The organism is Bdellovibrionales bacterium, from assembly GCA_018266295.1.
Lineage (GTDB): Bacteria > Bdellovibrionota > Bdellovibrionia > Bdellovibrionales > Bdellovibrionaceae > JACMRP01.
On record JAFEAQ010000006.1, the window covers coordinates 98,023 to 120,884 of the forward strand.

At 48.9% G+C, this 22,862-nt stretch carries 21 protein-coding genes; 11 read left to right on the forward strand and 10 right to left on the reverse strand.

Annotated elements, in window-relative coordinates:
* The first annotated feature begins 76 nt into the window (after window positions 1-76).
* From JSU04_04705 to JSU04_04715, 3 genes are all read left to right on the forward strand, one after another.
* Complete coding sequence (locus tag JSU04_04705) at window positions 77-580, forward strand: hypothetical protein (protein MBS1969579.1); 504 nt, start codon at window positions 77-79, stop codon at window positions 578-580.
* 146 nt (window positions 581-726) lie between these two features.
* Entirely contained in the window at window positions 727-1,314 is a 588-nt protein-coding gene (locus tag JSU04_04710) for a hypothetical protein (protein MBS1969580.1), read from the forward strand.
* A 62-nt stretch (window positions 1,315-1,376) separates the two neighbouring features.
* Entirely contained in the window at window positions 1,377-1,937 is a 561-nt protein-coding gene (locus JSU04_04715; protein ID MBS1969581.1) for a hypothetical protein, read from the forward strand.
* A 153-nt stretch (window positions 1,938-2,090) separates the two neighbouring features.
* Here the strand turns inward: JSU04_04715 and JSU04_04720 are convergent, their stop codons facing one another.
* Together JSU04_04720 and JSU04_04725 are read right to left on the reverse strand one after the other, a co-directional pair.
* Window positions 2,091-2,936: a tRNA threonylcarbamoyladenosine dehydratase gene (locus JSU04_04720; protein MBS1969582.1), complete on the reverse strand. Its 846-nt coding sequence runs from the start codon at window positions 2,934-2,936 to the stop codon at window positions 2,091-2,093.
* A 5-nt stretch (window positions 2,937-2,941) separates the two neighbouring features.
* Window positions 2,942-3,754 carry a TatD family hydrolase gene (locus JSU04_04725; GenBank protein ID MBS1969583.1) on the reverse strand — a complete coding sequence of 271 codons (813 nt, stop codon included), beginning with the start codon at window positions 3,752-3,754 and terminating at the stop codon, window positions 2,942-2,944.
* A 96-nt stretch (window positions 3,755-3,850) separates the two neighbouring features.
* Here JSU04_04725 and JSU04_04730 point away from each other — a divergent pair, with 96 nt between their 5' ends.
* Window positions 3,851-4,909 carry a hypothetical protein gene (locus JSU04_04730; protein MBS1969584.1) on the forward strand — a complete coding sequence of 353 codons (1,059 nt, stop codon included), beginning with the start codon at window positions 3,851-3,853 and terminating at the stop codon, window positions 4,907-4,909.
* A 203-nt stretch (window positions 4,910-5,112) separates the two neighbouring features.
* On the opposite strand, the gene JSU04_04735 is transcribed toward JSU04_04730, so the two are convergent.
* On the reverse strand, window positions 5,113-5,706 hold the full coding sequence (locus JSU04_04735) for a DedA family protein (GenBank protein MBS1969585.1): 594 nt from the start codon (window positions 5,704-5,706) through the stop codon (window positions 5,113-5,115).
* Between the two features lie 170 nt (window positions 5,707-5,876).
* Here JSU04_04735 and JSU04_04740 point away from each other — a divergent pair, with 170 nt between their 5' ends.
* Entirely contained in the window at window positions 5,877-6,746 is an 870-nt protein-coding gene (locus tag JSU04_04740) for an RluA family pseudouridine synthase (protein MBS1969586.1), read from the forward strand.
* Here the strand turns inward: JSU04_04740 and JSU04_04745 are convergent.
* Window positions 6,727-7,602: a hypothetical protein gene (locus JSU04_04745; protein MBS1969587.1), complete on the reverse strand. Its 876-nt coding sequence runs from the start codon at window positions 7,600-7,602 to the stop codon at window positions 6,727-6,729. The two genes, JSU04_04740 and JSU04_04745, sit on opposite strands and share 20 nt — an antisense overlap.
* A gap of 158 nt (window positions 7,603-7,760) precedes the next feature.
* On the opposite strand from JSU04_04745, the gene JSU04_04750 reads away from it, so the two are divergent.
* Window positions 7,761-8,936, forward strand: coding sequence for an endonuclease/exonuclease/phosphatase family protein (locus JSU04_04750; GenBank protein MBS1969588.1), 1,176 nt, complete (start codon window positions 7,761-7,763; stop codon window positions 8,934-8,936).
* Window positions 8,937-9,016: 80 nt separating this feature from the next.
* On the opposite strand, the gene JSU04_04755 is transcribed toward JSU04_04750, so the two are convergent.
* Window positions 9,017-9,802: a trypsin-like serine protease gene (locus tag JSU04_04755; GenBank protein MBS1969589.1), complete on the reverse strand. Its 786-nt coding sequence runs from the start codon at window positions 9,800-9,802 to the stop codon at window positions 9,017-9,019.
* Between the two features lie 442 nt (window positions 9,803-10,244).
* Here JSU04_04755 and JSU04_04760 point away from each other — a divergent pair, with 442 nt between their 5' ends.
* From JSU04_04760 to JSU04_04780, 5 genes are read left to right on the forward strand one after another with little or no spacing between them, the layout of a single operon-like run.
* Entirely contained in the window at window positions 10,245-11,522 is a 1,278-nt protein-coding gene (locus tag JSU04_04760; GenBank protein MBS1969590.1) for a hypothetical protein, read from the forward strand.
* 10 nt (window positions 11,523-11,532) lie between these two features.
* Window positions 11,533-12,210, forward strand: coding sequence for a hypothetical protein (locus JSU04_04765; GenBank protein MBS1969591.1), 678 nt, complete (start codon window positions 11,533-11,535; stop codon window positions 12,208-12,210).
* 46 nt (window positions 12,211-12,256) lie between these two features.
* Window positions 12,257-13,672, forward strand: a complete 1,416-nt coding sequence (locus tag JSU04_04770; protein MBS1969592.1) for a hypothetical protein — start codon at window positions 12,257-12,259, stop codon at window positions 13,670-13,672.
* Between the two features lie 55 nt (window positions 13,673-13,727).
* The gene (locus JSU04_04775) at window positions 13,728-14,912 is read left to right on the forward strand and encodes a hypothetical protein (GenBank protein MBS1969593.1); all 1,185 of its coding nucleotides are present in this window, start codon (window positions 13,728-13,730) and stop codon (window positions 14,910-14,912) included.
* 21 nt (window positions 14,913-14,933) lie between these two features.
* Entirely contained in the window at window positions 14,934-15,545 is a 612-nt protein-coding gene (locus JSU04_04780; protein ID MBS1969594.1) for a glutathione S-transferase family protein, read from the forward strand.
* Window positions 15,546-15,797: 252 nt separating this feature from the next.
* On the opposite strand, the gene JSU04_04785 is transcribed toward JSU04_04780, so the two are convergent.
* From JSU04_04785 to JSU04_04805, 5 genes are read right to left on the reverse strand one after another with little or no spacing between them, the layout of a single operon-like run.
* Window positions 15,798-16,997 (reverse strand): RNA methyltransferase, encoded by a 1,200-nt coding sequence (locus tag JSU04_04785; GenBank protein MBS1969595.1) that lies wholly within the window; start codon window positions 16,995-16,997, stop codon window positions 15,798-15,800.
* Complete coding sequence (locus JSU04_04790) at window positions 16,997-18,016, reverse strand: hypothetical protein (GenBank protein ID MBS1969596.1); 1,020 nt, start codon at window positions 18,014-18,016, stop codon at window positions 16,997-16,999. The genes JSU04_04785 and JSU04_04790 overlap by 1 nt, the downstream gene beginning before the upstream one ends.
* The gene (locus JSU04_04795; protein MBS1969597.1) at window positions 18,013-19,164 is read right to left on the reverse strand and encodes an MFS transporter; all 1,152 of its coding nucleotides are present in this window, start codon (window positions 19,162-19,164) and stop codon (window positions 18,013-18,015) included. Before JSU04_04795 ends, JSU04_04790 begins: the two co-directional genes overlap by 4 nt.
* Window positions 19,161-21,500, reverse strand: coding sequence for a hypothetical protein (locus JSU04_04800; GenBank protein MBS1969598.1), 2,340 nt, complete (start codon window positions 21,498-21,500; stop codon window positions 19,161-19,163). The genes JSU04_04795 and JSU04_04800 overlap by 4 nt, the downstream gene beginning before the upstream one ends.
* Window positions 21,490-22,842, reverse strand: a complete 1,353-nt coding sequence (locus JSU04_04805) for a hypothetical protein (protein ID MBS1969599.1) — start codon at window positions 22,840-22,842, stop codon at window positions 21,490-21,492. The genes JSU04_04800 and JSU04_04805 overlap by 11 nt, the downstream gene beginning before the upstream one ends.
* Window positions 22,843-22,862 lie beyond the last annotated feature (20 nt).

The window sequence follows — 22,862 nt, forward strand, 5'->3', positions numbered from 1 at the left end:
GCTTGAGCATTCCCCATTCCTATTTAAATCCGCAGAGATACAGGCACGGGCTCTGCACTTCAAGAAGCTGATGTTTATGCGAAAGCTTTCACTCTTTAGCTTTATTTCTTTCTTCGTTTTGGTGGCCTGCCAGAGCACGGGACCGATGGCGGCTCCGGAATGTGTTGCAGGCTTCGTGAAAACCGCGAGTGGCTGCCGCTCCGTGAAATCGCTTTCAAGCGATGAACTCTATGAAGCCAACTCGCGCCTGTCTTCGCAAATTGAAGCCAGCGAAGCCGATCTCGCCACCCGTATTGAAACGAAAAAAATGATCGATAAAATGAAAGAAACTGAAGCGGCCAACCGCCGCGCTCAAATGGCGGAAGCACGCATGACTTCGGAAGGCACAGCCGCCACCGGCAGCAACTACTCTCGCACTCAGGCTCCCGTTGGCTTCTTGGATGAAAGAACGACTCCTTCTGCGCCACGAGTGACCGAAAAAGCCGCCCTTCGCAATGAGCTCAAAGAAAGCTTCGCCAGCGAGCTTCGCAGTAAAAATAACCAGCCCGGCAGCTCCCTCCGCGCCAACGGCTTTCAGTAAGAACTTGTCCACGTTTTAAGACAGATTCTCTTAATTTTAAGAAAAATCCGCGCCTTTCAGCGCTCAGATGCAACTCCTGCGATTTGAGGCTGGCAATGTCTTTGCTGTAATGGCTCCCCGAACAATCACACTTTGGGGAGAATCCAATGAAAATGAATTTTTTTGTCCTACTATCTTTGCTCGGGCTTGCGGCCTGCACGACTAATTCTGTAAAAATGAGTCCCGAGGAAACGCAGTCCTTCTTTGCCGTGAATACGGAGCTCGCCGAGGCTCGCGACGACGGCATGAAGGTGCGCGCGCAGTATTGCGATAACAACACCGGCCCTTGCTGGAAGATTGAGTGCACCGGTGAAAACTGCTGGAAAACCGCACTCGAAACACCGCCCGAGGAGCTTGTAAAAAAGCCAACGGAGAATCCAGAAGTTTCTCGCTCCAAATGTGAATCCAAAACAGAATCTGCCGCTGTTCGCAGAACCAGCTGCTACAACTATGTCTCTTATTTGAGTGAGCGTAGCTCTGTTGCCCGCATTAATGAATCTCTGCGAATTTTAAAAACCATGTGCGATTTCAATGGTGTCGCTTGTAAATTAAACTATGGTAAATTCGGCAGTGGCGTTTTGAAAACCGGCGATTCACGGGCTCATATCAAATCTGGCCAACTTAAAATCTACACCTATGCCAGAACGAAGACCGTCGACATCTATGATTATACGATTTTGGAAGAAGAGATTTAGCGCTTGAAACAGAAAGGGCCTTTGCTATATTGGTCCGTAACAGCCAACCGTGGGGTGGAACTATGAAAAACCTTCTATTGTTATCTTTAGTTGTTTTAACTTCAGCTTGTGGCATCCGCAAAGCCAGTGACGAAGTCAAAGAACGTGTTGCGGCTGAAAAGGCCAGCGGCGCCTGGGATCGTCGTCCTGAAGTGGCTCTGAACAACAAGCTTATCTACAAACAAGTTGGCTCTTGTGAAACGAATAACTTGGCATTTAACGGGGTCACAGTTGTCGTGCCTGCAACCCAAGCAAAACCTGCGTACTTGGTGAATATTTATCTGAATGCCGATCACTCTTACAAAGCTCTTTGGTTTGCGGCCCTTTCTGATCAACCAGGTCACTGGGACACCAGCAACCCAACGACAACAGATGGCGCTTGGAACGTGACAACAACTTGGAGTGTGATGATCCGTAAACTGGGAACTGCTCAGTTTGATGCGAACATGGATAAAGGCACTGTGACTTTTGAAGCTGCCAGTGTCGCAAGCTTGACGGACGCTCCGACGGCGCCGATCACGATCGAAAATCAGCACAACAATATCGTCGGCCGTTCAGCAGACGATATCTGTAAAGGAAACTAAATCTGGAAACAGACTTTAGATTTTTGAATTAAGGGCCGACTTGTTCGGCCTTTTTCTTTTGGGCCTCAAGGTAGTGATGGCGATAGCCATGAATCACAACACCAATTCCCACCATGATCACGATACTGACGCCGCCGAAGAAGATGATGAGACTCATGCCTTCACCACTTCTTGAACAATCCACGACGCGATATTAAGACCGAAAGCTCCCGTTACGAAGCTCGCCGTTCCCCAGATCACATTGCGATGTTCACAGCTGTGCAAGTTGTTTTGATTTTGCGGGCAAACGCATTTGAAACCTTCGCCATTGTCGTACTTAAGCTCAACGGGCTGGATGGGCTCTTCGTCAGAGAACACGCACGGAATGCCGAAGCCACCTTTTGAAGGCCAGTCGTATTTTTGACGGAGAATCTTACGCAACTGTTGCGCCATGGGATCGCCGTAAGTGTCTGCAAGGTCCGCGCGTTTGATCTGCATTGGATCAAGGCGTGCCGCAGCTCCCGCACTCGTGATCACTTTCAAATTCTGTGTACGGCAAGTATTGAGCAAATGAGCTTTCGCCGTCAGGTTATCAATCGCATCCACGATGATGTCCGGCTGACGTGAAAGAATCGCTTCAGAGTTTTCCGCATTGTAGAACATCGGCATCACGTCCACAGTCATCTGCGGATTGATCTTGCGAAGACGCTCGCCCATGACTTCGGCTTTCTTTTTGCCGACCATGCCTTGGATGGCATGCAACTGACGATTGGCGTTCGTGATGCAAACTTCATCGAAATCTACGAGCGTGATTTTACCCACGCCAGACCGAGCCAACGCTTCCGCAGCCCATGAACCCACGCCGCCGATACCGATGATCATCACGTGGGACTTAAAGAGCTTCAGCATTGCATCGTCGCCCACAAGGCGCCCCATGCGGTCGAAACGACGGTGCAATACGTATTTGGTTTCTTCCGGTTGAACAGGGTTCAGGGTCTCAGTTTGTGTGTTCGTTTCCATCATATTCAGTTTCCACGTTCGTCCGCCGGTAGGCGGAACACTCTCTTAAAGTTTTGTGTAGCGATTTCCAGCACTTCGGTGCTGGGCATTTCACGAATCTCAGCGATTTTGCCAGCAACATCCCACAAAGAGGCCGGTTGGTTCAAGCTTTGTTTGAACCGTGGCGGTGGCTGATCGGGAGAGTCGCTCTCAAGCAGTAAAAATTCCAGGGGCATCTGCTTGATCACCTCGTGAAGTTTTTCATTCTGGGCCCAAACCACCGGCCCGCCAATAGATAAACACAAGCCCCTTTTCAGGAAATCCTGAGCCTTGCCCCAGCTGCCATTAAACGAATGAACGAGGCCTTTGGACGCCGGAATGCCCCACACATCCATGATTTTAAGGCTCTCCTCGTGGGCCTGCACCAGGTGCAAAACCATCGGTTTTTGTGTGGCCTCGGCGAGTTCTAATTGCTGCTCAAACACGCTGATTTGGCGGACTTTAGAGTCCTTCATAATATGCGGGCGAAAATCCAGGCCGAGCTCTCCGATCCCCAGAGCCTCGGGTAGGATCGGCGCGAGCTGATCCAGGGCGATCTCGCAAAGCTCTTCATCGTGGGCGGCCACCCAGTAAGGGTGAAGGCCAAAGCACAGGCCGAGCTTATTCGGATATTTCTTAGCGAGGTCACGCTGGCGTTGCCAGTCCTCGGGGCCGACTCCGCCTTGCATGAAGAATTTAATCCCTAGACTTTCGGCTTCGCGAATCACTTCGTCCAGCGAGTTTTCTAGGCGCGGGTCCGCTAAATGGCAATGGGCATCGATCCACTGGTTGTTAGTCATGTTCAAAAAATTACCACAATTCCCGACTCATACAATCTTTGATGCTACCGATAAGATTCCAATAGAAAGCTTTGTATTTGTTTTCACGGAGAGAAAATGAAAAAAGACAAAATCCAGCTTGGTTACGAAATCGTTGTTGAAAAAGGCCCTATCGCGAAGCCGACAAAACTCGAGTTCTGGAAGAATCCAACAAGCCACGAAAAGTGGACACAGACAGCACCGTTTAAATACATGGCGGATGCGCTTGTGGGACTTTCTCTCTTTAAAATGAATGACTTTCTAAAAAGCCCGCTCATGTGCCCAGAGTTGAATTACAACTTCTGTGCCGAAGCTTGGCGTGCTCTCGATCCTCATTATGAACTTTTCCAGCGCACGACGGCTCGTGTGAATTCTCTGAAAGATCAAGCTCCGAAAGCCGACCCGAAACTCGTGGCTGCTTTGGAAAATTCTTTGACAGAAATTATCACGAATGCGCAAAAGCCATGGGGCTTGGATTTGAAAGAGCTTTTTGCAATGAACGATGCGATTGCTCATTTTGAAAACAAATCCGGCACGCATTTGATCTATAACTTCGGTCTGCACTTCTCTAAAGGCTTGAACGAAAAGCTTTTGCAGATTTTCTCTTGCTTGTTCCATTTGCGCTCACTGATTGCTTTGGACTACAACGCTCACACTCACGATGCGACGTTTGAAGCCGTGAAAGTGGATGCGATTTCAGATTATCTTCACAAGCCTGACTATGTTGTTCACGATGCTTTGTTGTATTTGAACTTTAAACGTTTAAGCCAGCCGTTTGCGGCGCAGAAGAACGACACCCGCATTGATAAGCTCTTGGTTGCACCAATGCAGAAAGCGTTTGAGCAATACACTCACAATGCTTACTTCCTCGTTGAGCAACTGCCTAAGAGCTTCTTGACGTCTTTAAATCACTCCGAGCTCGAAGATGCTCTGTATATGGTACAAACTGACTGGTTGCTCGGCTCAGAAGCTGGTGTCCTCTTTAAGATCCGCGAAGAACTCTTTGGCTTGGAATATGGCTATGAGAAGATCTTCTGGCACGACCTTGAAAAGCGCCCGACTTTCAAGGCTGGCAATTTGAGCATCTGCTGCGAAGTGGATGATTCTGATATCTTCGGTGGCACTTCGGCTGCTTAAGTGAGCTTTGCTGGCTCCGCACTTCTTTCTACATCCTGAGAATCGAGGGTGGGCTTCGCCTCCCTTCGGGTCCGCCTCGAGCTCCGCTTCCTGCCGGCCGTCCAGGCCGTCAGGTTCCCGTAACGAAGACATTCTTACTTGTTCAGTACTTGCAGCTAAGTCTTCATTCCCAAAGTCAATTCCGAAAAGCGACCTGGTACCTTTTAGTGGCTCTCTTGTTGTTCTTCTTTGATGAAGTAGTTTTTGATTTTCTTTGCGAGGAAGGCGATCAGCAGGATTCCGATGATGCCTGCGAGAACCATCTTGAATTGGTGCAGGCGCTTGATGATGGGTTCGCCGTAGATTGCGAGCAAATAAATTTGCGTTGGGACGCTGATCAGAACCGCAATACCGTCAATCAGCGCAAACTTCCAGATCGGGAAATGCATCATACCGCAAGCTAAGTGCCCCGGGAAACGGATGCCCGGAGTAAAACGGAAAATCCCGCAGGCCCATGAACCGTATTTCTTTGTCCAGGTTTCAACCTTGCCCATCATTTCTGGAGAAATAATCTTTTGCATGAAAGGCTTTTGCAGCACCTTCCGCCCCCAGATCCTGCCTATCATGTAGATGAGGAAGTCCGCCCCAAAGACCGCAATCACCGCAACAATGGCGGCTGTATGCATGTTCACGACCGGCGCGCCTTCATAGGGCGGTGGGAAGTGCTGAGGATTGCTACCCATGAATGCAAGTACGCCAATACTTACAAGCGTCACTTCTTCCGGAAGCGGAAGACCGATCGCCGACATCAGCATCATGCCAATAAGAGCTGCGTAAACGAGTTCTGGCTGATACGCGTACTGAGATAACCACTGGAATATAGGCTCTTGGAAAATGCTCAAAACTTCGGGCTCCTATGATTTCTACTATGGCCTTTATTGCACCACTTGAACATAATCGTCACGGTGTGCTATCACAACAAAAGGTCATGCAGAGCGATAACAAACTTGTGAATCAATATAATAACGGATTTGAGTATGGTGTTAAACACATCCTCAGTCCAAGGTCTGGCTTATTAAATGATATTTTAATAAGCAGCCTTGAAATTTCATTTTCTGAAATTGAAGAGCTTCTAAAATTAGGAAGTATTTATCTTGAAGGTGAACGCACGCGCGAAAATCAGGAAATCCTTGAGGGCGCTTATATTCGCGTTCACACCAAACCTCGACGTTTTCCTGCGAATGACTACAACTGGGATGAACGAATTATTTTTAGCGACGAAAATTTTGTCGTCGTCAATAAGCCGGCAGCTCTCCCCGTGCATCCGAGTGTTGATAACTGCCTTGAAAACTTGCAAGTCTACTTATCAACACATTTGCAACAAGAAGTCTTCGTCACCCATCGCCTCGATGTGCCCACCAGCGGTCTTCTTGTGCTGGCGCGGAACCGCGAGTTCTTATCATTGTTTAATCACCTGCTCGCCAGCCGCGGAGTTAAAAAATTCTATCGCGCCCGAGTCCACGGCCGCAAACTTCAAGCTGGCCTTGTCACGCACTACATGGAGCCTTCCCCACGCGCGCCAAAGACTGTGAGCACTGAAGCGCAGCCCACCTGGCAAGAATGCCAGTTACGGATTTTAACGGTGACTGACTTTGCAGAAGAGAATGAGCAAGAAGTGACAATTGAGTTGCTCACGGGACGCACGCATCAGATCCGTGCGCAGTTGTCGGCTTTGGGCGCTCCGATCTGTGGAGACGTGATGTACGGAGCCCCAAAAAAATACGACCTCGAGAAGATTGATCTCGAGGCCGAAATTCTTGAATTCTTAGATTTTAGTTTTACAACGAGGCGTTCGTGATCAAGAGAACGTTGTTCTCTTCTGGACGGCCGACAGCAACGTCATCGCGGCGGTCCGCCACTGAGAACTTGTTCTCAGCACTGACGGTGAAGCTCAAACCCTTCATTGCATAGATATCCAGGCCCAAAGCCAGCTTGGCATTTGTTGCGCGAGAGTTAACGCGTGGATTTTGTGATTTATTGTAGAATGTATCGATGAAGCCAACAGACGGCTTCAAAGTGAACGTCTTATTGAAGCTCAAACCGTATTCCACGTAGTGCTCGATCTCGAAAACCTTTGTGGTGTTTTCTTGGCCGCGAGCATTGAAGTTAGAGAAGCGGGATTGAACGTAAAAGTCAGGCTTCATTGCGTAAGTCAAAGAATCGAAGCGGCCGATGTTCATTGAAATGAAAGTCTCTGGACGGAACTTCATGATCATGCCAGTCGCCTGAGAAGAGTCACTTGTAGGCGCATAGAATTTGAAGCTTGTAGACACGTTCGCAGGACCGAGAGTGGCGATTTCGTAATCCGCGTAAACGATGTGTGCATCACCCAAAACCGTGCCGTCGTTAGTCACTTGGTTGCCGCGGTTGTCAGTTCCTTGAGACGTGTACTGGAATACGGGGCGGATCGACAGGCGTTGTGTTTTAGTGAATTTGTAGTTCAACGCGAGGTAGTTGTAAGCAAAAACAGAAGCACCTTGGCCGATTTGATTTTGTGGAGCTGTTGCCAAACTGAAGAAGCTGACACCCCAAGGAGAAACGGGCGCTGGGCCGGCTTCCACCATACGGATACCCGATGTACCCTCTTGGGCTTGGGCGGCAAAGGCACCCAAAGTTAAAGCCGCTGTTACTAGAAGAGAACGCCACAAAACCATGAATCCCCCGCTGCTTGAGTTGTACGGTCGTCGTACAAAATCTTCAGGCCTTATGCCATATTTTGGCAGTCGACACAATGCAACACTTTCCATAATAACCAATTCCTGACGGAACTACTGCTTGCCCCCCTCTAAAAACTCCACCATGCTGGGCGCCTATGAAAAATTTACTCTCAAAAATGCCCGTTTTTATAGCATCAACAGCCACTCTTTTCATTCTGGCGTGCACGACTTCTGCACCGAAATCCACGGCTCCCACCGCGGTGGATCTTGGCGGCAAAGCCAAGGCTGCAAATGAAATCAGCGTGATGAACTTCAACGTCGAGAACCTCTTCGATAATATTCATGACGAGAACCGTGAAGATCAAACCTATCTTCCTCTCGCAAAAAAGCAGACACCAGAACACAAAGCTCTGTGTGCGAAGATGAACCAAATCAACTACCGTGAAGAGTGCATGAACCTCGACTGGAGTGATGAGGTTGTGAATACAAAACTGAAAAACGTTTCCCAAATTATTCTCGGTGTTGATGGCCAAGGCCCTGACATCCTGGTGATGGAAGAAGTCGAAAACGATCGTATTTTGGGCCGGCTTAATAAAGAGTATCTCACAAAGGCCGGCTATCAGACGCAAGTGTTGATCGAGGGGCCGGATGAGCGCGGTATTGATATTGCTTTGTTGTCGCGCTTTCCGACCGTAGGCACTCCGGAACTTCACAAAATTCCTTATGTTCCTAAGAACGATCATGACAAAGAGTGGATGGCAAGGTCCCGCGGTATCCTTGAAGTGAAGTTGAAACTTCCTAACGGCGAAACTTTAACCGTTCTTGGTGCGCACTTCCCTTCTCAAGCCAATCCACGTTACTGGCGCGAACAGGCCGTTGAGTACTTATCAAAGCTGATTGCTGAAAAATCAGCAAAAGGCATGGTGATTGCGAGCGGTGACCTCAATATCACACACAACGAAGAAGTCGATGCGCGCTTCTTCCATGATGATTTTTCGAAGGTAGCGATGGTTTCTCACCTTGTCGGTTGCAAAAAATGCGACGGCACTCATAACTACCGCAGAGAATGGTCGTTCTTAGATGTCTTGATGTTCTCTAAAAATATGGGCGATCAGGGCAACGCTAGTTATAAGTTAGAGCCTGAGACGATCGCGGTCGTGAATAAAGATCCGATTCATGTTTGGGGTCAATATCCAAAACGCTTTAAGCCTGAGAAAAAAGAAGGCGTTTCTGACCACTTCCCGCTCTATGCAAGAATCGTTTTGCGAGAGCCGGCTAAAGCGCCTGAACCTGTCGCGCCTCCGGCAGCGGCACCAGCGGCCACGAAATAGTTCGTAAGCTTTCGATAAAAACAAAAAAGGCTCTGGTGATCCCAGAGCCTTTTTTTATTTTTAGATTGTAATAACAAGAACTACAGTTTGCCTGCAGTCTCGTTGATCCATGGCAAGTATGTATCGACGCGAGTAAATACTGCGAAGAACATGCAGGGACGAAGTACCGGAAGACCCGCACCGTTGCTTGTCACACCCCAGAGGTAAAGACGGCCGTCGTTGCCTTTAACAAAAGCAGGACCACCAGAATCGCCACTGCAAACACCGTTGATCATGCTTTGATCGACAGCGATTTCAGTTGCTGAGTAAGTTGGATCTTTTACTTTCAAAGTGATTTTGCGAAGAATGCCCTCACCTTTGCCACGGCTTGGAGCGCTGATGCCATATCCAGCAGCAACGATCTTAGAACCTTTAGACAAAACAGAGTAGTCCGTCAGGATAGGAGCTGTCGTGTAGCCCGGTGGAATTGTGCCTTCGTACTTCAAAACGGAAACGTCGCCCATATTAGCTTGGATTTTACCAGTGTAACGAGTGTTTCTTTGACCCGCGATCACTTGGCGAACCAACGCTGGCTTACGCATATCAACGCCGAATCGAACTTGAAGATTCTTTGCATCGCCTTCAAGGCAGTGAGCCGCTGTGATCACCATGTTTTTGCCATACAATGAGCCCGTGCAGAGATAGCCGGCTTTTGTGTTGTAAAGACCGACCGTCGTTGTTGCAACAACGTCGTTCACGTTCACATCATCGCCACCGAAAATAGCTGTATCCGCACCACCAGAAGCGATTTCATTCGCTTGATTCTTTGGCGCGCAAGACGCCAGCAACAAAGCAGCCGCCGCAGCAACAAAAAGATTCAATTTCATAGATACTCCTTCTTTCATAGAGGCGCACTTGTACCGACCAGACCTCCCTTTGTCGAGGTGTTTCGCCAATGATGCTGGTCCTCAAATCGCTCTTATTGCATAAAAAAGCGCTCCCTCCTGCGAACAAGTACGCCTCATTGTGAGAATTTCTTCCGGATTTCTTCTAACCCGCTCCCGGACATTGAAGATCCGTCTCATTTTGAAGTGCGATGAGACGTTCCGTGAACAACACCAACAGCAATTTATTTTCATTTGGCTCTACACGCTTTGCTCCCAAATGCCGAAAAATAAGAGTCCATTGATCAGAAATTTGACGACTGATCAGTGTTCGCTCGACACACGCATTGTCGCTAGTCCCGTGTTGAGAATGGGAAAAATTGGCTATTCTCATCTGGGTAACACAGGGGCACAATGATTGTAGGTCTAGATGGATGGAGGGGGAATGAAGTTCATCGTCTTATCACTCATTACTTTGGGGATTGCTGGTGCGTTGACAGAAATGGCAAACGCGCAAGTGAAGCCAGATATTACAGCTGCAGATCCGACTGCAATGGATCTAAAGGCTCGTAAGATCTATGAACGCCTTACTGGTACGAAATTACCAGCTGACAGCCCTGTCGTCGCTCAAATGGTGGCATTGCTGAATAAAGGTGATCTTGCGGGAGCAGCTCAAATCGCTACGGCAGATCCAAATTTCTTAAACATTACTGTGAAGCTCATGGCGCTAGAAATGTCTACGCGCGATGAGACGATCAAAACTCCACTCAATGACATGGTGGCTGGGATCATCGGGGTCACTCGTGACCAGACAGATGCCCGTGAGCTTTTGACGGGTGACTTCTACTATGTAGGTAGCGGAACTGGTGTTCGCTCGGATTTGAATGCAGACATCCTCCTGTCTAATAATCACTACGCGGATTTAGAGTCGACTCGTCAGAACTTGGCGACAAACCTCGTTCGTGTTTCAGGGCAAAAGATAGCGACCAGCACAACTGCCAACGTCGCCAATCCAGATCCTGCCGGCGTTTTGACGTCTCGTGCTTTCATGGGCGCACATGCCTTGATGGGTACGAACCGCCGCTTGGTGGAATATACTTTCCGTGAATTTGCCTGCGTACCACTGAACGAATGGGCGGATACCGGGGCATCTGACTTGCGTATCGGCCGCGATATTGACCGCTTCCCTGCCGGTGACCACATGAAGTTCTTAACTTCTTGTAAAGGTTGCCACACAGTGATGGACGGCTTCCGCGGTGCCTTTGCGAACTGGGACTTCGACGGCTTGGGCTTGAAGAATGCCACAGTAAATACAAAGGGTAACGCGGCAGACTTCGTGATTGCGGCAGATAACAACAACGTTGTTACTAAAATGAACCGCAACAACACGATCTTCCCGTCTGGTTACGTGATGACGAACAATACGTGGGTGAACAATGCGATTCGCCCGGCAAATGCCTCGTTCTTCGAATGGCGTGGCGCTACGTCAGCTGAAACTCTCGGCGGCTCTGGCGTGAAGTCTTTCGGTAACTTGGTGGCGAACTCACGTCGTTTCAGCCAGTGTATGGCAAAACGCGTATATAAAGCTGTTTGCCGCAAAGAACTCGATGTTGTTGCTAACAAAGACAAACTAAAACAATGGGGCGATGAATTCGAAGCTTCTGGTTACAAACTGAAGAAGCTCTTTGAAAACATGGCTTCAAAAACTGAGTGCTTAAACTAAGGAGGGGACCATGACTAACAAATATTTAAAAATCATGCTGATTCTAGTTCCTTCAATGGCAGTAGCACTCTTCGGTTTCAATAACTGCGGACGCTATGGCGCCCTTCAGGATTCAGGCTCTACAGACAGCGCTTCTTTGGGAAGCAGCGGAGCCGCCGACGAAGAAGTCAACTCTGAGAAGCTGGGTCTTCCTTATGCCCTGCTCTCTGCAGAGCAAACTCTTTCGTCGATGCTGAAGCTTGGTAACGTCACAACGGCCAGCACAGCGATTATCAACGAATATAACAGCCGTTATGGCTCCCTTGCTGCGGGAAATGACCTCAGCATGGTGAATGGCCCATTGATGTTGGGCTCTACAAGTCTTGCCGGTGAGGTTTGCAACAGCGTTCTCACTCAAGAAAAGGCGATCACGGATGTGACTCAAAGAAACTTCTTCGGAAGCATCAACTTTAGCGCCGGTATCTCCAGCGTTTCTGATGCGAACTTCGAAGCAGCTGTTCGCGGGATGGCTCGCCAGTTCTGGGGCCGCAACGAAAACATGGATGAGCTGACAATGTTGAAACAGTATAAGACTGAGTTCAACGATGCTTTGGCGGCCAATGCGCGCACTCAAGCGGCTTCTTCAAGCAACTTGATGCTGGCGACTTGTGCAGCAATGCTGTCAGCGGTGGATGCGATTTCTTACTAAGTTTTTAAGGTTCTAAGATTGTTGTTATTTTCTCTGGGGGGAGAAGATGAGTAAAAATAAAAAAGATATTCCTATGTGGGCTAAAACCGGTCATGCGAAACCGGTCACCCGTCGTGACTTTCTCTCTGCCGGTCTGATTCCGTTTGCAGCGAACATGTTTGTACCAAACTGGATGTCCCTTTTGATGGGGAACAATGCCTTCGCTCAAACGTCGGCTGCGGACTGCCCTGCTCCTGCGACACTCATTCCATTTGTGACCGTGAACCTCTCAGGTGGTGCGGCGATGGCGAGTAACTTCGTACCGATGGATGCCGGTCGACAACCTATTTCTAGCTATAGTAAACTAGGCCTCGGCGACAATCAGGTGCCTCTCGAGAGAGAATTCGGGAATGCGACTTTTGCCGCAAACCAAGTGAGTAAATTCCTTGTCGGCGTGCGCGCTCAAGCAGCGGCGACGACAATTGCAAATACGACTTTCATCGGGATTCCTTGTGACTCCCAGAACGATACGAACACGAATAAGTTCGATATCTCCGGGGCGATTACCAAAGCCGGCTTGGTGGGATCCAACTTGCCAAACATGGGCCGCGTGAATACGCGCACCGGTATCAATCAAGCAGCCGCTGTAATGGCTCCGCCTGCCCCTCTGGTGGTGAACAATTACAACTCATTGCTGACTTCGATTGGCTATAGCGCTTCCTTGGGAACCGCTTTAAATCAAAATCAAAAAAACTCATTAGCAAAATTGATGAGTAACTTGAGTGACAGCCAAACTCGCAAATTGGCTGCGATTCAAGGTGGCGATGGTGTGAAGAAAGTTTTGGATTGCGCCGGCATTAAAAACGTCGACGTAGTTCAAAAGGGTTCTGCGATCGTCGATCCACGTCAGAATACCGCCTTTGCCGGTGTTTGGGGCGTTAATGCCAATACAAACGTTGGTACTCGCGAATTGATCTTCGGCGCGATGATCTACAATACTTTGAATGGTCAAGCCGGTGTTTCAAATCTCGAGCTCGGTGGTTACGACTACCATGACAACACTCGCACAAGTGGCGATGCCAAAGACCAAGACGCCGGCGTTGTTGTCGGCCGTATCTTACAAAGCGCGGCTGTCATGCAAAAACCTGTTATGATCTACATTGTTTCCGATGGTTCTGTTTCTTCGTCTGACTCTACAGCGAGAAACGCTCCATGGGCTGGTGACCGTGGTTCTAACGGTGTGGCTTATTTGTTGTATTATAGCCCAAGTGGCCGTCCAGCAACGAGCGACTTCCAAATCGGTCAGTTCAATAACAACCAAGCAGCGGACCCTACGTTTGTGACGGGTGCAAACCCAGAGCTTGCAGCGGCGGCTGTGTTTGCGAACTGGTGCCAAGCGAACAAGCGTAACGACTTGTTTGATAGAGTGGCGGGCCGTATTCTGGACGCCAACCAGCTGGCACAAGTTATTAAGATCGCGTAGTCTTTGATAGATAGCATCGCATTTTCTTGTACGTTTTTGTTTTTGGGGGATGAGAGTGAAATCTATATTTAAGCTTAACCATATGCTTTGGGCAGCAGGAGCCATTGTGCTCCTCGTGGCTTTCAATAACTGCGGCGAAGGATTCGTGGCGGCAAATCTCGGAAGTATTTCGGGCGGCTCTGTGCTGTTCTCGAGAGCTCCAGGGGAAAGTTGCGAAGACGCGTTAGTGAAGGTTTATGCCAGCACTTATCACCCTTTCCTCAGCCAGACATGCAATAGCTGCCATATCAACGGTCCTGGTCTCGGTGTTTTCGCAAGCCCCGACGTGGCCACGTCTTACAATTCTTTCGCCTCTATCGGCGCTGATAAAATCAGCAGCCAAGCTGTGAATGACGCCCACAAACCGCCTTATACAGGCTCACAAAACACGGCTCGCATTAACGAGCTGAAGTCCTACTGGGCAGCGGCTCAGACGGCTTATGCGTCTTGCACTTCTGCAGCAGGCGGAGCCACCGGCAGCTTCGTGGTGAAATCAACAGATAAACAAGTCGCAGCAAACCTTGCGACGACCTTCACTCGTATGGAGTGGGACCTTGAAACTCAAAGTAACGGGAAAGTTCCTTTGATTGCAGGTATCGATATTCGCCGCGCGGTTTTGGCGGGTGTGACTCAAGGTTATGAGTTCCGTAATCCGACTCTGCGTTTGAAAAATACGACTTCTGGCAACTATCAGGCTCGCGCCCTCGCCGTTTACATCAACGGCACGTTGCAATCAGAGGTCACGACTTATGCAAATATCGATCAGGTGATCTCGACGACAACGGATGTGAACTTGTCTGCGGGTACGGCCAATGCCTTGGCGGTGATGACTCCGGCAACGACCGATATGATTGCGATCGAGTGGCAAAAACTCGGTTCTACGACAGGGGCTCCGAACCCTGGTGGCGGTGGTACGGCGACGCCGACTCCGACTCCAACACCGACTCCTGTGGGTGCGGTGACTTATACGCAGCTTGTTGCCAATGGCGGTCTGTTCGCGACATATTGCCTGAACTGTCATAGAGGCGCCAATGCGAGCGGTAGCTTGGATCTATCGGTCTACGCGAATGCGAAGAATGCGGCACAAAACATCAAGTCCCGCGTTAATAACCCGAACAATCCTATGCCTACGGGCGGCTTGCTCCAGCAGGCTCAGCGTGATGTGATCAGTGCTTGGGTGGACCAAGGAGCTCCACAGTAACAAGCATCGCGTGAGGATTTAATGATTCAAATTTACGGATCTCCAAAAAGCAGCGCTGGTCGCTGCTTTTTGATGTTAGAGGAATGTGGTTTAAGCTATCAAGTCATGCCCCTGGATATGGGGAACAAAGAACACAAGGCTGAGAGCTTTTTAAAGCTCAACCCCAACGGCAAAGTCCCGTGCATTATCGACGACGGCTTTGTGTTGTGGGAGTCGGCGGCCATTGTTCAATACTTGGCTCAGAAATATAAGCCTGAAATGCTGGGCACTTCGGTGAAGGACAAAGCGATTGTTCAGCAATGGTCTTTCTGGACGATGACAGAGGCCCAGCCTCCCCTCGTGGATATGCTGATTCAGAAGGTTTTCATGCCCGCAGATAAGCGCGATCACGCATTGATCGAGCGTTGCGAGAAAAAGCTTCCGAATCTTTTTGCAGTTCTGGAGAACAGTTTAAAGAACACCAAATACCTCACCGGCGACACCTACACGGTGGCAGACGTGATGGTGGCTTCAGCGACGAACCTGGCTTTGGGCTTAGGAATCGATTTCACGCAGTACCCGAATATCAAGTCCTGGATGGCAGAGATTTCTAGCCGCCCGGCTTGGCGCAAATTCGCTGAGCTTCGTATGTAACGGGAGTGGCTGCGGAGCCTTCGTTTTGTACTGGCTCCGCCCAAGTGAGCCTGCGAGCGGTAAGTCTTAACGTGAGGTAACGGCCCCCTCTGAATAAGGTCAACCTATAAGTTGACCCTATTCAGAGGGAGGCACTAAGAACATATAAACTTACTTATTCCGTCACTTTCGCAGGGGCTTCCATATCGTTTAGCTCATATACCACGAGTTTTTAGATTGAATTTCCAAGAGACAGTCTAACACGGCGGAAAGTTATTTGCGGATGAAGAGGAGGAAAAGGACCTCTAAGCCGCCGTTACTGAAGGCGAGGTCTTTTTGTTTTTTGTAACCTTCTGGGGCTTTGAGGTTTTTTACGATATTTTTGTTCGGCAGCAAAACGCCGATTTTTTCTGCTGAAAATTTATCAGCCATTTTTTGGATCAAAGCTTGATACGAGAATTCCTCTTGGCCCTCGACGTGCAAACGCTCTCCGTACGGTGGGTTCGCTAAACACCATACGGGGCCTAGAGTTTTCTTTTCTCCGTCGAAAAGATTTTCGTTTTCAAAACGCACTTTGAGGTTTTTGACCTCGAGCTTTGATTCGAATGTGGCCAGATTCTCGCGAGCTGCTTTCACAACTGCACCATCGATATCAAAGCCCCAATAGGTTTTAAACGGAGCCGTCTCCGGAATCAGCTTGTAGTTTTTCTTTAGCAACGGACTTTTGAAAATCTTCGGCGCGTTTTTCCACTCGAGAAATGCATACGCACGATCAAAAACCGGTTGCCACAGGCTTGCAGCCTCCAGCACCAAGGTTCCAGAGCCGCACATTGGGTCCACGAAAGTCACCTGCTGGGTCTTCGTCGCCGGTGCGCCTTCCATCATCTCCATGATCATGTATGCCGCCAGCGTCTCACGCAAAGGAGCTTCGCCCTTTAATAGGCCCCAGCCACGCTTATGGAGGTGCTCTCCACTGCTATCGAGGCTTACACTACAAAGATCGTCGTGAATACGCACGTAGACCGTTTGCTTCGTCTTCGCCGCCCCCTGGATTTTGCTTGCGACCTTCGCAAAGGCTTCAGTGCAAACTTCTTCGATACGTTTTTCGTTGTTCAAGCGCGATTTACTGGCAGCAATCTGCCAATCGATCCCGGGACCGTTTAAGAAATTGCCCCAGGGGATTTTCTGAATTTTCTCAAAGAGCTTTGGAAAATCACGGACCTTAAATTCAGCCAGGCGCCACAGCACTCGATGAGCGGTTTTCAGAAAGAAATTCAGCTGAAGTCCCAAAGCCATTGGTGCCTGCACCAGCACTCCCCCGGTTCCGAGAGTCATCTCCGGCAACGGTGACTGGTTCGGCTGCCCGTTGATTTCAATCATCAGAGGCCACGCACGACGGATCTCAGCAGCAACGGTTTCTTCAAAGCCGAGTGCGCACGAAATATAGAATGACGAAACAGTTTCAGCAGCCACTAAAACCTCCAGTAGAGGTCGGCATTGAAGTAATAACCGTCTTTCACATTATAGATCAGATTCGAAATGTCTGTCGTGCTTACGCCGGTGAGCAAATGCATGTGATCCCAGATCCACATGTACGATACGTAACCACCGACGGTTTTATTTTGGAAGTGATACGAAGGACCGAGCAAGACGCGATTCCAGTCGCTCATGATAAACTCATAACCGGACTGTAAGGAACTTGTACCCGCGATTTTTAAAGCCGTTTGATTTTTAGCGCTATCGTAGGTCGCCAGTGCCAAAGTTAAATTGGTGTGCGAAATCACGTTTTCAGAAGAAACAGAGTCCCAATAAATCGTCGCATTGACGGCGCCCTCTTTGGTATCCGGCGACTGATAGGCATTCATCCCGAGAGAAACGACATTGGAATCCGAGTCGATGAATTTGTATTTCCCTTGTATGTTCGGCGCCTCAAGAAAGTTCCCCGGCAAAACGCTGCCGACGGTGAATTTTGAAGTCACGCCATAGTCGAAGTAGCCGACGATATTAATGAGATACTCTCCCGCACGAAGTGTCTGCGCTGTTTCACCGACACTCAAACCCATGAATACGAGCGCTTTGTAGCTCGATGAGGACGCGGGATCCTCATTCTTCATAATCAACTCCGTCGTGCCTCGGTATTCTTGATGGAAGGTATTAAAGTCCATGCGATAGAGAACATCGCCGAGCTGGATCATCGCAAACTTTGAATGTCGAATAAGGCGCGTGCGCAGATGAAACTGCCCGTCCCCTTCCGTCATCACACTTTCGACCTGCACAAAACCAATAATGCCTTGAGAGGTGTCACGGCTTTGCACGACGAGGATCTCGCCGACTTTGAATTCTGAATAAGCCGTTAGCACCGTGAGGGTCGTTGCTGTATCAATAGACTGTACATAACCCCGCGCCCAATCGTTGTCGAAAGCCAGGCTTTTATCTAAAGCCAAGGCCTGCAACGAAAAAAAACTCAGGATTAAACACACAATGTACTTCATGCCGTCTTTTTAAAAACCTTCTCAAAGCTAATAAGCATCGCAAAAGAAATCGCCAGAGCCATTGGCCCCACCCATAAAGCCATACTAATTCCGTAGCGATCCGTCAAATATCCCACAAGACCGTGCATGCACACAGTAAAAAATGACTGTATCGCCATGCTGTATGAAACCGCCGAGTCCATGTTCTTTTCGTAGTGGCCAGCCGTGTACAAGACTGCGAGCGGATAGAAGGGAGCCATAAACAGCCCGGAAAGTGCCAGGAAGAATGGAAAGCCCTGCAGGCCTACCGCACAAGAAAGCATTGAGCTCAACAAAAAGAAGCCGAGCATCTGGCGAAGCGGCCATTTAAAATGCACAAACGTAAACAACAACCGGCCCGCCAGCAGGAAAAAGAAAAAACCAGTTAAGTAATAGCTCGACTGCTGAAGATCCATTCCCAGCTCACGGCGCACAAAGAGCGGCAAACGCGACGACACCATGATTTCTGCTAAAACATAAAACGCCAAAGTCACCGCCAGATAAATCTGCCCAAAGTGATCTTTGCGGGTTTGTGGCACCGGCGGAGTCAGCGCAGAGACCGAGGATTTGCGGTCCGCCGTCCCACGATCACGCCACAAAAAAGAGCCCGCGAGCAATGCCACAGGCACAATAGCCACGACATAGAAAACATAGCGCCATGAGCCGAGCCAGGAGCTAAAAACTGCCACCACGAGAGGAGCTAAAACCGACGCTAGACCATAATTCGAATGCAGTCCTGCGAGCATCTGCTGACGCTTATTCGGCAACGATCCCACACTGACAAGCACATTCTGAACGACGCCGACGATCCCGAGGCTGGCTCCAAAGATTGCGGCGAAAAAAAGCATCCAGCCAAAATCTTGAACAGAGCCCATACCGACAAGGCCCACTGCCATTAACAAGAGTGAAAACTGCAAAGTGCGAACGCGACTCCAACGTAGGAACAATACACGCACAAAGAGGCTCCCGAGGAAACCGCAGAAAGAACTGATCGCGTAGTAGACTGCACCCTTTGTATCGCTAACGTGAAAGGCCTGAATAATCTCGGGAAATAAAGGACCACGAATATTATCGCTAATCCCTAAAGCAAAGAGACTTAAGTACGCTAAAATGATGTATCCCCAAATCACTTCGTGGCCGCCTGATTCTTCAAAACATTGAAAACTTGGAGAATCTTATCACGGCCAACATCATCAAGGCTACCAAAAGCCTTCTGCGCTTGGAATAAAGTGTATTCACCGATTGTCGGCTTCTTGCCTTTATAGACGAGGAATAAGAAGAAGTCCGTCACCATAAAGTCGGCCTTGATCGGCGACTCGTTTTTCATAAATTCCAAGAAGCGCGGAGCGGCTTTTTTGAGTTCTTCCTTATTCAACTTACCATCATGGTTTTCATCATAAACGCTCATGAGACTTTCAGTGTAATGCAAGATCATAACCGCCGTACGGAGATCGGCGGTCTCGACTTTGCCACCATTGGCTGCGGATACCCGAGCTGACGCCATCAAGTTGCCATAGAAGGCTTTCCACTGATCGTCTTTCATATGCATGACTTCAAGAACCATCCCCGGAAGGTTGTTAAAATACCTTGGGAAGTTTTGGCGCAGAACACGGCTAAAGCACGCCTCGTCCATCCAAGGATAGCCAAAGATGTCCAGCTCTTTGAGCGCGCATGTTTTTAGCAGATCCTGACGAATAGACTCGGCCGAAGACATTCCTCCGGAGATCAAAAGACTGACAAAATCAAAAGTCTCGTTCGCATCCATCACGTTGTTACCGTTACCGCCCGATGTAAAGAAGTTGGCTTCTTTAAAGCTGCGGGCTCCGGAGTTCTTACTGCGCGGGTCGAACGCTTTTAGTTCAACACCGAGCTGATTGAAGTCCGTGTACCACTGTTCAAGCCCAGACTCGATGATGGTTTCCTGCGAAAGAACCGGATTGTGAGTATTGCCGTATCCCAAAAGCATGGCGCGGCTCAAAGCACGCATCACGTTCCAACGAGTGAGCGAACCCCATGTCTGACGATACAGACTCGGGCTTCCCATAACAACTTGGCGGCCGTCTTGATTGAAGAACACCGGGAATTTACGAATGAGAAGTCCCGTGCCTTCACTCCAAGCCTCGCGAAGAGCTTCTTGTTCCAAGCTTTCAACGGAATAATTATCAGCAATAGTTTTGTCCGCGTTAAAATCTTTTAAAGCAGCATCGATTTCAGCAAAACTGATGGTGTTTTGAGCATCGAACTTCAGGCCATCAATAAATTCCTGATGGAGCTGAAAAATCTTAACTTCGTGTCGGAGGGCCACGATGTGGTTGCGTTCAAGCCCCAAGAGACCGCGCGAGTCCCCTCGGCGCTGAGGATCCAGCATTCTTAAAATAATTTTTTTATAAGTTTCTTTAATCGCAGCAGAACTGAGACCCATCGGAATAAAACCGCGGCTTCCCATAATATCTAAAAGACTGTCGATGCTTGCAAAAGAAATTGCGCCGTCACGCTGAACTGGCAAACTCTTTTCAAGCAGATCCAGCGCGTCTTTTAAGACAAGCACCATGGCTTTTTCTCTCTCAAGCGAGCTAACTTGCTTCTGCTTGATGAGATCAAGCGGGAGCTGTTTTGTCGGATCGTCGGTCTTAATAAAATAGACGTAACGAAGAGCTTCGCGGTAAACACCCATGACCGTGTTTAAAGCCACGTGCCAGTCGTGAATGTCACTGAGATTATTGCGGTCCCCGATCAAAACGTTCTTCGCCGCTTCGACCAGAGCAAAGTTGCTGCTGAGTTTCTCAGTCAAATAGAAGGGCTCCGCCGCATTGATGAACTTTTCAAGGCCATCCATGAACTTCTTAAGATCATCAAAGGCATAGTTTGAGTTCACGACATCGACTTGCTTAAAGATCTGCCAGATGCCATCGGCGAACAAATCAGTCGCATTATCCACCTGAATCCACGTTGGCTGTTTATTCGCAGCCAAAAGAGTCGGCATATACGGCGCCACTTTTTTAGCCTGATCGCGAACCACATCTAAAAGCTCAACCAAGCGCTGGATTTCGGTCTTTGTAATGTATTTATCGGACCCACCGAGCAGGACTTGTTTTAATTTAAACAGCTCACCGCCAAACTCGGAGCTCACGTTATTCTTTTTAAGGAAGTACTTACCAAAGAAATTACGCAGGTCTTCCATTGTATAGGCGTCTGGATAAGTTCCCTTGGTTTTACTTTTAAAATATACCAAGGCATCTTTGGCACAATCAAAACCACTATGAATATCGCTGTCACTCACCGTTCCTTGAAGGAACTTATTGATTTCTTCAGGCAGAGCCTGCAAACAGGCAAAACGCGCATTGGACATTTCAATCGTCTGCGGAGTTTCGCGTTTTTCATCGAGGAAATTAGTGCATGACACCGCTCCAGTCAGGGTGACGGCCAAAAGCAGACTGAAAGATAGGAGCGTGTTTTTAGAAAACATAAGCAGCTCCCACCATGAACCGGTCTAGGTTTCTATACTGGGCGATTTCATTCTGATTTTGCGCTGTCAACTCGCCCGCACGAACGAGCTCAAGCTCGCTGAAGCCACTCCACAGAGAACTAAAGCGATAGTTCAGCATCCACTGAATATATTCAAAGTCATTCTGCGTGCTCATGGTATAGCTTGCGTGCGATGTGAGGCGGCGGTTGCTCTTGAGCAAGAAGCGGTTATCCATAGAGATCTTCACCGCCTGCTGGAAAGGATAGCGCATTGTTAATGGCGCACGGTCGGCACTGGCCATATCTCCGACCTCGCGCACTTCGCCACCATAGATATTGATACTTTGTAACGAGATCGTCGTTGATTTAAAAATCAGCTCGACAAAAGGGCTCACGAGGGTCGCATCTTGAAACTCAGGATGAGTCCACTTTTCATCAAACTCGAGATCTTTTTGTGGACGATCATAAACACCGCTGATTCCATAGCGGAAGTAGCCTATTTTATGAGACAGATCCAGACCACTCAACGAATGGAAGAAAACCTGCGGCTTCAAATCCACAACACCGCGGAGCTTGCTTGTGTCCAGCAAACCGCTGTAGCCAAGCGCCAACTCATTGGAGGGCTTATACATATAAGACATCTGCGCCAGCGCCTCATCAGGATTCCCGAAAGTCAGCTTCGCACCATAGCTTGTCTGGAAAACGACTTGGGTTTCATCCGGGCGCTCGAAGTTGTAATCGACATCCGTGACTTCTTGGAAAATACGCACAGACTCCGGCGGACGACGGAACCACGGATTGCCGCGCACGAAAGTACCGTTAGAAATCTCAAACGTCGGCCCTTGATTAGGAATGAAGAGCGGCGACGCAAACATCGTCACAGAGTAAAACTCGCGGTCGGCCTGCCAGAAGAGACCTGAAAGACCTTGTTGTTGCGGACTCAGAGGGTTCCATTGAAAAAGCGGCTGCCACAAACCGAAGTTCCAACGGCGATCGAGCTCATTCCAGTTCATCAGCTTGCGGCCGATAACGAGCTTTTCGTTCTCAGACGGTTTTGTTTGGAAATAAATTTCTGTAATATTTAAATAATTTAATAACGGTGCACCGAAAGCCACCGCGCCCTCGATATCCATCTTCACCATATCATCGGTAAACGGCGAACTTTTTAAGCCTAAGCCCACGAATTGATAATTAGATTTTTGATTGGCTTCAAAAGACGGACTAATAAAAGAGTCCGAGAACAGGCGGAAATCAGAACGCAATTGCGCCATAGCCTGACCACTGAAAAGGGTCAGTCCCAGGATAAAGGTAATGGCTTTCGATAATACGTTCCAATTCAGCATGAATTCTCCTGCCAGGGCCT